The organism is Colwellia sp. M166 (assembly GCF_024585285.1).
Classification (GTDB): domain Bacteria; phylum Pseudomonadota; class Gammaproteobacteria; order Enterobacterales; family Alteromonadaceae; genus Cognaticolwellia.
Map to the genome: position 1 here is coordinate 1,314,206 of NZ_CP040755.1, position 13,694 is coordinate 1,327,899.

Annotated in this window: 9 protein-coding genes and 1 tRNA gene; 4 read left to right on the forward strand and 6 right to left on the reverse strand. The window is 39.6% G+C overall.

The window, feature by feature from the left end; translation table 11 throughout:
* Position 1 precedes the first annotated feature (1 nt).
* Together leuC and leuD are read left to right on the forward strand one after the other, a co-directional pair.
* Entirely contained in the window at positions 2–1,420 is a 1,419-nt protein-coding gene (gene leuC / locus FGD67_RS05920; protein ID WP_257174125.1) for a 3-isopropylmalate dehydratase large subunit, read from the forward strand.
* 1 nt (position 1,421) lies between these two features.
* Positions 1,422–2,018, forward strand: coding sequence for a 3-isopropylmalate dehydratase small subunit (gene leuD / locus FGD67_RS05925; protein WP_257174126.1), 597 nt, complete (start codon positions 1,422–1,424; stop codon positions 2,016–2,018).
* A 78-nt stretch (positions 2,019–2,096) separates the two neighbouring features.
* Here leuD and FGD67_RS05930 read toward each other — a convergent pair whose 3' ends face one another.
* Entirely contained in the window at positions 2,097–3,704 is a 1,608-nt protein-coding gene (locus FGD67_RS05930; RefSeq protein WP_257174127.1) for an AAA family ATPase, read from the reverse strand.
* Between the two features lie 138 nt (positions 3,705–3,842).
* Here FGD67_RS05930 and FGD67_RS05935 point away from each other — a divergent pair, with 138 nt between their 5' ends.
* Positions 3,843–5,123, forward strand: a complete 1,281-nt coding sequence (locus FGD67_RS05935; protein WP_257174128.1) for a multifunctional CCA addition/repair protein — start codon at positions 3,843–3,845, stop codon at positions 5,121–5,123.
* A gap of 207 nt (positions 5,124–5,330) precedes the next feature.
* Here FGD67_RS05935 and FGD67_RS05940 read toward each other — a convergent pair whose 3' ends face one another.
* Together FGD67_RS05940 and fahA are read right to left on the reverse strand one after the other, a co-directional pair.
* Positions 5,331–7,910: a TonB-dependent siderophore receptor gene (locus tag FGD67_RS05940; RefSeq protein ID WP_257174129.1), complete on the reverse strand. Its 2,580-nt coding sequence runs from the start codon at positions 7,908–7,910 to the stop codon at positions 5,331–5,333.
* 562 nt (positions 7,911–8,472) lie between these two features.
* A complete protein-coding gene (gene fahA / locus FGD67_RS05945; protein ID WP_257174130.1) occupies positions 8,473–9,795 on the reverse strand; it encodes a fumarylacetoacetase in 1,323 nt (440 codons plus the stop codon).
* A gap of 358 nt (positions 9,796–10,153) precedes the next feature.
* On the opposite strand from fahA, the gene FGD67_RS05950 reads away from it, so the two are divergent.
* Complete coding sequence (locus FGD67_RS05950) at positions 10,154–11,131, forward strand: rhodanese-related sulfurtransferase (RefSeq protein WP_257174131.1); 978 nt, start codon at positions 10,154–10,156, stop codon at positions 11,129–11,131.
* A gap of 189 nt (positions 11,132–11,320) precedes the next feature.
* Here the strand turns inward: FGD67_RS05950 and FGD67_RS05955 are convergent.
* From FGD67_RS05955 to FGD67_RS05965, 3 genes are all read right to left on the reverse strand, one after another.
* Positions 11,321–11,396: transfer RNA gene (locus tag FGD67_RS05955), tRNA-Phe, on the reverse strand.
* A gap of 220 nt (positions 11,397–11,616) precedes the next feature.
* Positions 11,617–12,912 (reverse strand): inorganic phosphate transporter, encoded by a 1,296-nt coding sequence (locus tag FGD67_RS05960; protein ID WP_257174132.1) that lies wholly within the window; start codon positions 12,910–12,912, stop codon positions 11,617–11,619.
* A gap of 9 nt (positions 12,913–12,921) precedes the next feature.
* Positions 12,922–13,602: a TIGR00153 family protein gene (locus FGD67_RS05965; protein WP_257174133.1), complete on the reverse strand. Its 681-nt coding sequence runs from the start codon at positions 13,600–13,602 to the stop codon at positions 12,922–12,924.
* Positions 13,603–13,694: the final 92 nt, after the last annotated feature.

The window sequence follows — 13,694 nt, forward strand, 5'->3', positions numbered from 1 at the left end:
CATGGCCAGCACTTTATACGAAAAATTATGGCAAAATCATATTATCGAAGAAAAAGCTGATGAAACGCCGTTAATCTTTGTTGATCGTCATTTGATCCACGAGGTGACATCACCACAAGCTTTTGCTAATTTGAAATTTCATAACCGTGTATTACGCCATCCTGAACGTACTATTGCGACTATGGATCATAATATTTCTACTCGCTCTATTGAAATTAATGCCGCCGGTGAAGGCGCAGCAAATCAATTAAGAACTCTTGAGAAAAACTGTAAAGAGTTTGGTATTGAATTATTTGGCATGGGCCATAAAAACCAAGGTGTTGTGCATGTAATGGGGCCAGAACTTGGCTTAACCTTACCCGGTACAGTAATTGTTTGTGGTGACTCGCATACGGCTACACATGGTGCTTTTGGCGCTTTAGCATTTGGTATTGGTACTTCTGAAGTTGAGCATGTATTTGCTACTCAAACTTTACGTCAAACTAAAGCTAAGACAATGCGAATTGAAGTAAAAGGCCAAGTCGCTCCTGGCATCAGCGCTAAAGATATTATCTTAGCGATTATTGGCAAAACTGGCAGCGCAGGCGCAACGGGTTATGTGGTTGAATACTGTGGTGATGCCATTGAGCGCTTAACCATGGAAGAGCGCATGACGGTTTGTAATATGAGTATTGAGTTTGGTGCTAAAGCGGGGCTTATTGCCCCAGATGCAACTACATTTGACTACTTAAAAGGCAAAGATTACTCGCCAAAAGGTGACGTATGGGAACAAGCAGTTAATGATTGGAAACAGCTAAAATCAGACACTGATGCAACCTTTGATAGCTACTTAACGCTTGAAGCAAAAGATATTAAAACCCAAGTGACTTGGGGAACAACACCGGGTCAAGTAACCCAAGTTGATAATGTTGTGCCATCACCTGAAGACTTTTCTGACCCTGTAGATCGTGACTCTTGTATTGCTGCCTTAAAATACATGGGCTTAACTGCCGGTACAAAAATTACCGATATCACCATCAATAAAGTGTTTATTGGCTCATGTACCAACTCTAGAATAGAAGATTTACGCGCCGCGGCAGCTATTGCCAAAGGTAAAAAAGTATCTCCAACGGTTGATGCTATCGTTGTACCAGGTTCATACCGCGTTAAAGCGCAAGCCGAAGCTGAAGGCTTAGCACAAACGTTTATTGATGCGGGTTTTGAATGGCGATTACCGGGCTGTTCAATGTGTTTAGGCATGAATGATGACGTGTTAACCGAAGGCGACCGTTGTGCTTCAACGAGTAATCGCAACTTTGAAGGCCGACAAGGCCGTGGTAGTCGTACACATCTAGTTAGCCCTGAGTTAGCGGCTGCTTCTGCTATTGCAGGACATTTTGTCGACTTAACCGCGATTAACTCACAAGCTAAAGGAGCATAACATGGAAAATTTTACCCAGCATTATGGTTTAGTTTTGCCATTAGATGCAGCGAATGTTGATACTGACCAAATTATCCCAAAACAGTTTTTACAAAAAACGACTCGCACAGGTTTTGGTCAACATCTATTTAATGATTGGCGCTATCTAGATAACGCAGGCAAAGTAGATAACCCTGAATTTATTCTTAATAAGCCACAATATCAAGGCGCGAGTATTTTACTAACAGGTGAAAACTTTGGTTGTGGTTCGAGTCGCGAACATGCGCCTTGGGCTCTGCAAGAATATGGTTTCAAAGTCATTATTGCTTCAAGTTTTGCAGATATTTTCTATGCAAACTGTATTAATATCGGTGTTTTACCTATTATATTAACAGAAGTTGAAATAGCTGAGTTATTCAAGCAATCAAAAGCTGATTTGCAGTACCTAACGATTGATTTAACCGCCAGCAAAGTTAAAACAGCAGATGCAGAATATAGTTTTACGTTAACACCATTTCACAAATACTGTTTAGAGAACGGTGTAGATAGTGTCGGTTGGACGTTAAATAAGATTGATAAAATAGAAAGTTACGAAGCAAAAATGCCGGTATGGCAATAAGTAAGTAACCAGAGCCATCAGACTAAACATCTGGTGGCTCAAATATTTCCTAACTAAGCTCTGCGTTTATAGATAACACTAGTTCCAAGAAGATAAAGCGTCCATCGTAAATTTTTCACCGCGAAAACTCAGCACTACTTTCTGCGGTAGGATTTCATTCAATAGTAATTCACGAGCAATGTAGTCACCCTCGTAGCGATCACGACCATTGACTCTGACCCATCCTTGACCGTCGCTGGCATAAATATGCATTTCAAACTCTAATGATGGCACGCCATCTTGAACCCAGGTGGGCATTTGCGTGAGCGGTAAAACATCACTATTATCTACTTTCACTTGTTCTAAGGGGTTGTCACTTTGCTTGGTTTCTTCAATTGCAGATTGAAAGCTTGCTAATAGCTCTTCAGAAACACCGTCTTCAGCTTCCACAATAAAGTTTGTGGCTACAGATTTTTGTGGCCTTTGCTGATGTGTTTGTTTAGTCGTTTGCTGCTCAGCTAACTGGCGCTCGTTAACAACAAATTGACTATCATCATTATTATCAGCTGCTGTTGATGTATTTTTCTCAATGATATTTGCATTATCAGTGCTAGGCTCAACACTATCCTTTACCTTAGCAACAAGTTTATTAGCACCGTTAACAATGCTGGCGGCAAGCTCAGGCTTATCAGTATCGACGCCTTCTTCCGTCAGTGGCTTTTTATCGATAAGCGTTTGAGCTTGCTTTTGAGTTTCACTGCTTAACTTCACGGTATTATCAACAACGACAAGTTGCTGCGTGCCCCACCAAACGCCTGCAGCTAAAACAACCAGCAGCGTACAAAGTAAACTACCGGCTTTTATCCACGAATTTTGCCACCATGATATAACTTCAAACTCATCCCCAAGAGCATCATGCGCAGCTTGTAGCACTATTTTACGATTAACCACGGCATTATTACTGTTGTAGGCATTCATTAACGAGCGCTCTGCTAGCAGATTCATTAAACGTGGAATACCGTGGCAAATTTTATGAATAGCATTGACCGCACTCTGATCAAAAATATTACGGAAACATTTTGCCACTGAAAGTCGGTGTTTAAGGTATTGTGCTACTTCTTGCTTATTTAGCGGTAACAAGTGATATCGTGCGGTTATTCGTTGTGCTAATTGCCGTAAATCTCGACGCTGTAATAACTGTTGTAACTCTGGCTGACCAATTAAAATAACTTGTAAAAGTTTTTTGGTATTAGTTTCTAAGTTTGTCAGCAGCCGTAACTGCTCTAGTACCTCTGGCTGTAGATGTTGGGCTTCATCAATAATCAACAGAGTATTAATATTTTCATCATGATTTTTCAGCAGTTTTTGCTGTATTTTATCGGTTAACGTTTTTAAGGTTGCGCCGGTTTTACGATAGCGTATTTTTAATTCATCACACAGCGTGGCTAAAAGCTCTTGACTGGAAAGGGTTGGGTTGAGAATAAAAGCCGCTTGGGTGTTTTCTGGCAAATTTTCCATTAAACGACGGCTAATGGTAGTTTTACCTGTACCTACCTCCCCGGTCAACAAGACAAACCCGCCAGTATCACCCAAGCCATAAGTTAAGTGATTGAGCGCTTCGCGATGGCGATCGCTCATAAATAAATAATCAGGATTTGGCGCAATGGAGAATGGTTTTTCTTCTAAACCAAAATAACTTGTGTACATAGAAAATCTTAACTGATGAATCGACCCAATGAAATTAACCTGAACACGTGCATATGTCAAAAATCAGTCAACAATTGTGTTAAACTTTAATGATATTATTATTCTATATCATTCATTTTCAGAGGCTTGTAGCGCTAAATGTCAAACATAAATCAACAATTAAATTATTTTTTGGTCGGAGGTGCCGTTCGAGACTCCCTGCTTAATCGAACTGTTGTCGACAAAGATTATGTTGTGGTCGGCTCTAGCATTGCAGAAATGCTTTCCCTCGGATTTTTGCAAGTAGGTAAAGATTTCCCGGTATTCCTGCACCCAAAAACTAAACAAGAATACGCCTTAGCTCGTACCGAAAAAAAAGCAGGTCAAGGTTATACCGGCTTTGATTGTGACGCTTCGGCGAATGTTACCCTTGAAGAAGACCTACTACGTCGAGATCTCACCATCAATGCCATGGCGATGGATGATAACGGTAAAATAATTGACCCTTATCATGGACAAATCGACTTAACTAACCGCGTACTACGTCATGTTTCAGCTGCCTTTATTGAAGATCCATTAAGAGTGTTACGTGTTGCTCGTTTTGCGGCTAGATATCATGCATATGGCTTTACTATCGCACTAGAAACACTCGCTTTAATGACCGAGCTTAGCGAAAGTGGCGAACTATTGAGTCTTTCAGGTGAACGGGTGTGGCAGGAAATGCATCGAAGCCTCGCTGATGATCATCCTGAAGTATTCTTTCAAGTGCTTTATCAATGCCAAGCACTGCAATCGCTTTGGCCTGATTTGCATAACATGTGGGGGATCCCAAATCCCAAGAAATGGCATCCTGAAATTTGCTCTGGCGTGCATACCATGATGGTGCTAAAACAAGCAGTTCGACTATCAAAGAAAACTTCAGTCAGGTTTGCTAGTGTTTGCCATGATCTCGGAAAATCATTAACTGAAGAAGATAATTTACCTTCCCACCCTGGTCATGAAACGGCAGGTTTACCACTAATAGAAGCGTTTTGCACTCGCCTACGCGTACCAAGTACTCATAAGTCTCTAGCATTAAAGGTTTGTCAATTTCACCTCCATGCACATAAGGCCTTTGAATTAAAGGCTAGCTCTATTTTAAAGTTATTTGATCAACTAGATGCTTGGCGAAAACCTGCAGAATTTGAAGACTTTTTACTTTGCTGCCAAGCTGATTTTACCGGCCGTCTTGGTTTTGAAAACCGACACTATCAGCAGAAAGACTTTCTCTTCAGTGCCTTTATGCTACTTAATAAAGTTACAGCAAGGCCATTTGTTGAAAAGGGTTTAAAAGGCCTCGCAATAAAAGAAGCGATAACACAGCAAAGACTTGCAGACTTAAAGCAATTTAAACAAAACTACCTAAAGCAAAATACCATTGCCTCCAATTGCCGTAACTAATTGTAAATATGATTACTGAACATTGCTACTCTTTCACATCCATGTGAGCCTAGCATACCGTTCATCCTGAACATTGCTACTCTTTCACATCCATGTGAGCGTAGCATACCGTTCATCCTGAACATAAAAAAACCATATCAATTGATATGGTTTTTTGTATTAGGTTAGCACTACATTAGATTAACTTAGCACCAACTGACGGCTAAATTAGAATTTATAAGCCGCTTTCACGTAGTAGTAACCACCATTGTAATCAAATGGGCCACTTTCGTAATAAACACCACTTACTACACCGTAAGCACCACCATCTTTTTGCAATTCTTGCGCTTCAGTATCAAAAATATTGTTAGCACCCGCTGATAATGTCCAGCTATCATTTAAGAAGTAACTTACTGAGGCATCAATGGTATAAGAAGAGCCAACCGTTTCTGACCAACCATATGAGCTAAATTCATCTGGTTCATCAGCATGCGTTGCAAACCACTCGCCAAAGTAGTTGGCACGTACTAACATACTAACATTTTCCCAACTTTGCGCTAAGGTAAATGTAGCGCGGTGCTCAGGAATACCTTCCTCTAAACGTCTAACTTTGTATCCTGTAGTAAAACTACCCGGATCATCAACTTCTGTGCTGTTATAGTTGTAAGCAAGGCTAAATTTAGTATCTCCACCCATTAACTCCATACCGTAGTTAGCTACGATATCAACACCTTGTGTGGTCGTATCAAAATCATTAGCAAAAAAAGTAACCTTACCACCGAGTAATAATTCAGGGCTCGGATACTTACCAGCTAATGCATCAACATCGGCTTGAGTAATATCAAGCTTGTCCGTTTGTGCAATACGGTCTGATACTTCAATATTATATGCATCAACCGTCATAAAAAAGTCACCACTTTGGTATACAAGGCCTACTGCATAACTTACTGACTCTTCAGGCTGTAACTCTACACCACCTTTTTGTGCTGATACTGGATGTGTCGGTGGAAATGTAGCTGATTGTACAAGTTCACCACTTACCAGCGATGTTTGAGTATTAACTACATTCGCTTGCCCAACCGTTGGGGCACGGAAACCAGTGCTATGCGATGCTCGAACAGATAACTCATCAGTCAATCGATACTGTGCAGTTAACTTATAATTGGTAGTATCGCCGAATGATGAAAAGTCTTCATAACGTAATGCCGCACCTAATAACAAGTCTTCAGTTACATATGCTTCAACATCTAAATAAGCCGCAATACTTTGACGCTTATCAAGTCCTTGAGCTTCTGGTGAGAAACCAGCAAAGCCATGAGAACCAACACTAAAGCCCTGAGTTGCTAGCGGACCTTGTTGCCATGATGCTTGCTCACCTGAAACAATTTCAAAGCTCTCTTGGCGCCATTCAAAACCTGTCGCGACATTGATAGGCTCAGATAAGCCGACATCAACACTTTTAACTAAATCAGCATTTAAAGCTTTTTCTAACTGGATATATGAACCCGCTTCAAACGAAAGACCTGGCTGATCCGCATTCAGAGCACCCAATGATGGGTTTACAGTGTTAACCAAAGTATAGGTAGATTTATTACGACCGACAGAACCACTAATATCATAGAGGGCTTCATCTAAAAAGCCGCCTTTAATCTCACCACGAGTTCCCATCGTTAATGAAGTATCATTAATATCCGCAGTAAACTGTGGTGTGTAACCACCAGGAAGTAATTCATTAAATGCCCAGCAATTGTCATTATTGGCAACACCATCAATGTAATCTTGCTGATTTCTAACGTCGCCAGCCGTGATTGGAATATTAGGACATGCGTCAGCATTACCGTCCATTGCACCAACTAATAAATCACCATTGCCATCAGTAAAAACACCACCACGGTTATGAGGGCTACGGTAATAATAACCACCAGTACCGGTACGGTTTGAATAGTTACCAAACATGTAAAACTCTTTATCATTGCCTAAATCAAGACCAACATTAGCGAACAGAGTGATGTCATCCTTAATTTCTGGATTACCCCAAGTCATCGCTGGCGTTGCAACACTGGTATTACCGGCATCGATTAAGGCTTGTGCGTCAGGACGTTGAACACTTCGGCTCGTTGCATCAGCATCTTTGTATTGAAAAGAAAGGTTAACAAAGCCATCTTTAGTGAATGGTAAACCAATGTTACCGTCAACAATAGTCGTGTCACCATCACCTTCGTAATAAGCGCCTTGTTTAACTGAGATAGAGCCACCGTCGGCATCATCTTTAAGCACAAAGTTCATAACCCCAGCAATAGCATCAGAGCCGTATTGCGCTGCAGCACCATCACGCAATACTTCGACTTGCTTCAAGGCAATAGAAGGTATGACTGAAATATCAGGCCCTTGAGCACCATCATTTACACCGCCACCTTGGAAGGCAATAACTGAGGCACGATGACGACGTTTACCATTTAACAAGATTAATGTTGAGTCCGAAGATAGACCACGTAAGTTGACCGGACGGATAAATGATGCTGCATCTGAAATAGGTTGCTGACGAACATTAAATGATGGTACTGCTGCTTGTAGCATGTCTAGCATATCACTTGAAGCATTTTTACCGAGTTCATCACCACCAATAATATCAATTGGCACCGGTGATTCTGCCACTGAACGTGGTGCAGAACGTGAACCAACAACGGCAATACGTTCAATATCTTTAGTTTTTACTTTTGAGTCGCTTTCTGCAGCAAAGCTTGGTGCTGTTCCTAGTGCTAGACCCACTGCAAGGGCTAACGTACCAGTACGAAATTTAGTAGACATGTTATTTCCTTCCTAATATTTTAATATAATTTTATAGCTATTTATTTTTATAATTTTATTTTTACCTTTTGTGCTAATCACCACACCAACACTTGCTTAATATTAGTGTAAATAAACTAAAAGGCTTGATTATTTATAAAACAGCTAGAAATGCTTTACAAGTAGTGTTTTCGTCTAAGAATTAGCAACGAGTGAATAAAAAGAAACGATCAACAAAGCGCTACGAAGACTATGTAGGGTTACATCAACATATGTAACCAATCTGTAACCAAGAGCCCATATAGCTTGTAGAAAAAAATTCAAACAGTTAGTGTGCGAAATTTTTCGTATTTAAATAAACCGTCATTGCATATAAAATAGACAAAAAAAAATATAAAAAAAATGAACTTTTTCACAATTAGATTATTTGATTGATAAAAATAACGTTTAAAAGGTTAATGTCTTGTTAATAGATGCTTTGATGAAAACTAAGTTTAGGGCTAGAGTAAATAATTTTATACATTTAACAAAAAAAAAAGCTTCAATAATATGAAGCTTTTCAGATAAGGATTGAAGATATTTTTTAATCTGCAGCTAAAACGGTTGCGCTCACTTCACCAAAACCTATACGTGCAGCTCCTGCTTTTTTACACCAGCCTTTCATAATCACACAATCACCATCTTCCAAGAAAGTACGTGTTTCGCCATTAGGTAAGCTAATAGGCTCTGCACCTGCATTTGACAATTCAAGCATTGAACCGGCTTCTTCAGGATTAGGTCCTGACTGTGTACCACTACCAAACATATCGCCGGGGCGTAAATTACAACCATTCACCGTATGGTGCGCTACCATTTGCGCAACAGTCCAATAGGAGTCTTTAAAGTTTGATTGTGACAACTGCACCGCTGCTTGCGCTGAATTACGCATTGTTTCAGTTTCAATTAATACTTGTAAATTTAAATCTAAAGACCCAAACGCACGATTATGCTTTGACTCCAAATAAGGTAAAGGCTGAGGATCAGCTTCATCACGGGTCCATTGTGCTCGGTATGGCGCGAGTGCTTCTGAGGTAACAATCCAAGGAGAAATGGTTGAAGCAAAACTTTTTGATAAAAATGGTCCTAAAGGCTGATATTCCCAACCTTGGATATCACGTGCAGACCAATCATTAAATAAACAAATACCAAAAACATGCTCTTCAGCATTATCAATACTGATAGGTTCACCTAAATCATTACCATTGCCAATAAACACACCAACTTCTAACTCATAATCTAAACGTTTACATGGACCAAAAGATGGTTCAGTTGCTGTTGGTGCTTTAGTTTGACCTTTAGGACGTTTAAAGTTACTGCCTGATACCTCAATTGAAGAAGAGCGACCATGGTAACCAATAGGAACCCATTTATAATTAGGTAACAATGGATTATCAGGGCGGAATTTACTGCCAACAGATGTCGCATGATGAATAGAAGTATAAAAATCAGTGTAATCACCAATTTGGCATGGTAACGCATATTCAACATCGGCTTGTGCAATTAAACATGACGTTAACGCTATTTGTAGCTCAGAGCCTTTGGTTAGGCCTTTTGACAAGGCTTGGCGTACAGCACCCCAATAACGTTTACCCATCGACATAAAAGCATTTAACTGACTATGACAACATTGCGCTAAAGCCGATTGCACATCACCGTCAAAGATACTCAAAGCAAATAATGCTTTTAAATCTAAAACCTGATCACCAATAGCAACACCCGCTCGAAAATCTTCTACGCTGCCTTTACGTTTAAAGCTAGCAAAAGGTAAGTTTTGTATTGGAAAATCACAATTTTCTAAGTTAGCGGATTCAACCCAACTAGTTAAAGCAGGGTTATGTGTTTCGTTAAGTAAATTGGTGTTAGGCATGGCTTAAACAACTCCAGAGAAAAAATAAGTACGCAGTAGCGCAATATTATAACAAGCGCTCCTATAAAGGCTATGTCAATAAAATATACTTGATAAACAACTGTCAACAATATGTTGCAGCGCTAAGTTTACATAGCAATAGTTTTACTTTTACCACTTTATAGCGCTTAGCGTGAGCACCTTGATAACAGAGCGTATAACAATAAATCAGTAAAATACTACTTTCAGTTAGGTACATTTGCTAGAATGTTGCCGTTTTATCAAATGATAAAACAACTAATTGCTGCCTTAGTGGCAGCCACAATCAATCTACAGCTCCTGATTTACTGTCAGGCTCGCTCAATGGGTCAATAATTACATGAATAACATCACTGTTTGCGCGTTATATAAATTTGTTCGTTTAGAAAGTTTCGAAGACATTAAAACACCGTTACAGCAAGTAATGGAAGACAATGCCGTTAGAGGTACTTTACTTTTAGCGCTTGAAGGTATTAATGGCACTATTGCTGGCTCACAAAAAGGCATCGATACTGTATTAGCATTTATTAATAGTGACAGTCGCCTTGCCGGCGTCTCTTCTAAATGCTCTTTTCATCAAGACAATCCTTTTCAGCGCACAAAAGTTAAATTAAAAAAAGAAATAGTCACTATGGGGGTTGAAGGTATCGACCCCACATTAACGGTCGGCACTTATGTTAAACCTAAAGACTGGAATGCACTTATTTCTGATCCTGAGGTGCTATTAATAGATACACGTAATGATTATGAAGTCGAAATTGGTACTTTTAAAAATGCCGTTAACCCGAATACAGAAACTTTTCGTGAGTTTCCTGAATATGTTGCAAAAAATCTAGATAAAACAAAACACAAAAAAGTAGCCATGTTTTGTACCGGTGGCATCCGTTGTGAAAAATCGACGGCTTATTTGAAAGAACAAGGTTTTGAAGATGTTTACCACTTAGAAGGTGGGGTATTGAAATATCTGGAAGAAGTTCCTGAACAAGAAACCTTATGGCAAGGCGAATGTTTTGTTTTCGATGCTAGAGTAGCTGTCAATCATAGCCTAGAGCGTGGTCAATATGATCAATGTTTTGCCTGTCGATATCCAATCACCGAAGCAGAAAAGACCAGCGAACATTATATTCAAGGGGTTAGTTGTCCTCGTTGTTATGATAAATACACTGATGAACAACGAAGCCGCTTCCAAGAACGTGAAAAGCAAATTAATTTAGCGAAGGCGCGTGGCGAAGAGCATATTGGTGGCGAAATAAAACAAGTCATTGAACAACGAAGAGCAACGAAGAACGCTGAAAAGCAAGCACAAAATAAAACATAGTTTTACATTACAGCATCATATAATAGCCTGCGACTCAGCGGGCTTTTTTATGCCTGTAATACTCATGCTGCATTATCTATACAAAAACCACACGAGCTGAGTAGCGAAGAATGTCAGTAAAATTCAGACAACAAAAAAGCCTTAACAATATTATTGCTAAGGCTTTAGATTTTTATCACAAATAAAATATGGTGCCTTGACCCGGAATCGAACCAGGGACACGAGGATTTTCAATCCTCTGCTCTACCGACTGAGCTATCAAGGCACTGTCTTTCATTAGAACAACAATATAAATATTACATTCGCTGCGAAAGAGGCGACATAATATAGTGAATTAATCTCACTCGCAAGCCATTTTCTTTACCTGCATTGATAATTATCATCGTTAGCATAAAAAACCAACAAAAATAGCGTGTTTGGGCAAAAATCGCATATAAAAAAGCCAGTATAATTACTGGCTTAATTTTGTATTTGCAGGTGTTTTATTAACTAAATATCGACTTCATTAACCAGAAGAAGATAATAGAAAGTCCTGCACCTATCGGTAAAGTAATCACCCAAGAAATAACAATGTTGCGCACAACACCTAAGTTAATAGCAGCAATACCACGTGCCATTCCTACGCCCAATACAGCGCCAACTAAGGTTTGTGTTGTTGAAATAGGTAAGCCAGCCCCAGAAGCAATCACTACCGTACAGGCAGCCGCTAACTCAGCAGCAAAACCTCTGCTAGGTGTTAAGTGTGTAATACCATTACCTATCGTAGCGATAACACGATGTCCAAATAAAGCAAGACCAGCAACAATACCTAAACCACCTAGTGGTAAAATCCACCAAACTAATGCAGATTTCTTCGCAATTTCACCACCGTTATCAACAATACTCACCACTGCCGCTAATGGTCCAATAGCATTGGCAACATCATTTGAGCCATGAGCAAAGGCCATACAACAAGCCGTTACTACCATCAAAACAGCAAACACTTTTTCAACGTTGGCATAATGTGTCGTTTTATCAGCTTTTTCGTCAAATTTAAGGCGACTAATAAAGTATTTACCAACCACAGCAACAACCACAGCAACAATAATAGCTAAGTAATATCCGCCAGCACCACCAATTTCGAAGTTATAAAAGCCGAGATTAATATTGTCTAATCCAATATGTTTCAAGCCCTTTTTAATCGTTACCAAGGATAAAACAAAGCCGGCTAAAAACATATAAAATGGTACATAGCGCTTGGCTTGTTCTAACGGTTTCTCAGCATCAAAAATAAGTTTTTGTGCGCTATTAAAAATAATAAAGGCAATAACACCAGAAATTAACGGCGTAATAATCCAACTACCAACGATACCACCTACTTTTCCCCAAGCCACGGTATCTGGACTTACACCAATAGCAGCAAAACCAATAATAGCACCGACAATTGAATGTGTTGTTGATACTGGCCAGCCTAAAATTGAAGCGACTAGCAACCAAGTTGCAGCAGCAAATAAAGCGGAAATCATACCAAAAACTAAAAGTTCTGGAATATCGATAAATAGTGATGGGTCAATAATGCCTTTACGTATCGTTGAAGTCACCTCACCACCGGCTAAGTAAGCACCAGCAAATTCGAACACCATCGCGATAATAATGGCTTGTTTTATTGTTAACGCTTTTGAACCAACCGATGTACCCATTGCATTAGCAACATCGTTGGCTCCTATGCCCCAGGCCATAAAAAAACCAACAACAGCGGCAATCATGACTAGCGTAGAGCCATGCGAAAGTAGAATATCCATGAGTAAGCCTTATTTTCTAGCTAAAAGAATTTCTAAACGTGCACCTACACGTTCAGCAAGATCAGCTAAATCACCAACCCAATCAATAATTTGGTATAAAAACATTACATCAACACAATTTAAATCTTTTTCAATTGCTAATAAGTTCTTACGTAACTCAATTTGCATACCGTCGGTATCATCTTCAATTTCATCAAGCTGGCTGATCATTTTTGTGACCAAGTCGACTTCACGACCACGAAAACCGGTTTCTAATAAGTCATCTAATTCATTAATGGCATCGGCAGCTTTTTCAGCAGCATCGACACTACGAGCCACATAGGCAATAAACTGTGCTTGTAATTCGGTGGGAATGGTTAATTTTCTGCCGAATATTCGCCCAGCGATATCTTTAGCGCGATTGGCAATTTTATCTTGTTGAGTTAATAACTCTAATAAATCAGCACGGTCGACGGGCATAAACAAACCGCCAGGAAGCTCTAAACGAATTTGACGTTTTAAATCATCAGCTTCACGTTCTAGTTTAGATATTTTATTACGAATTTTTCCTGCTTTAGTCCAATCTTCCTCGGTCGCGGCTGCGAAAAAAGGCACAAGTTGTCGGCTGCATTTATGTACAATTCGAATATGTTGTTCTATGGGTTTAATTGGCGATTTTGCAAATATGCCAAGTATAGAATTTCTGGCCATAATTAATTTCCAGGAGCCTTTGCTCTTTGTTTTTCATTCGCCGCGGATATTAAAGCATTTGAAAGTTAATTCAAAGGCTTTATAACAAGATA

What these genes read in the sequence shown, in the direction of transcription:
- leuC (WP_257174125.1), top strand. Translation starts at nt 2, where the DNA reads ATGGCCAGCACTTTATACGAAAAATTATGGCAAAATCATATTATCGAA.
- leuD (WP_257174126.1), top strand. Translation starts at nt 1,422, where the DNA reads ATGGAAAATTTTACCCAGCATTATGGTTTAGTTTTGCCATTAGATGCA.
- FGD67_RS05930 (WP_257174127.1), bottom strand. Translation starts at nt 3,704, where the DNA reads ATGTACACAAGTTATTTTGGTTTAGAAGAAAAACCATTCTCCATTGCG.
- FGD67_RS05935 (WP_257174128.1), top strand. Translation starts at nt 3,843, where the DNA reads ATGTCAAACATAAATCAACAATTAAATTATTTTTTGGTCGGAGGTGCC.
- FGD67_RS05940 (WP_257174129.1), bottom strand. Translation starts at nt 7,910, where the DNA reads ATGTCTACTAAATTTCGTACTGGTACGTTAGCCCTTGCAGTGGGTCTA.
- fahA (WP_257174130.1), bottom strand. Translation starts at nt 9,795, where the DNA reads ATGCCTAACACCAATTTACTTAACGAAACACATAACCCTGCTTTAACT.
- FGD67_RS05950 (WP_257174131.1), top strand. Translation starts at nt 10,154, where the DNA reads ATGAATAACATCACTGTTTGCGCGTTATATAAATTTGTTCGTTTAGAA.
- FGD67_RS05960 (WP_257174132.1), bottom strand. Translation starts at nt 12,912, where the DNA reads ATGGATATTCTACTTTCGCATGGCTCTACGCTAGTCATGATTGCCGCT.
- FGD67_RS05965 (WP_257174133.1), bottom strand. Translation starts at nt 13,602, where the DNA reads ATGGCCAGAAATTCTATACTTGGCATATTTGCAAAATCGCCAATTAAA.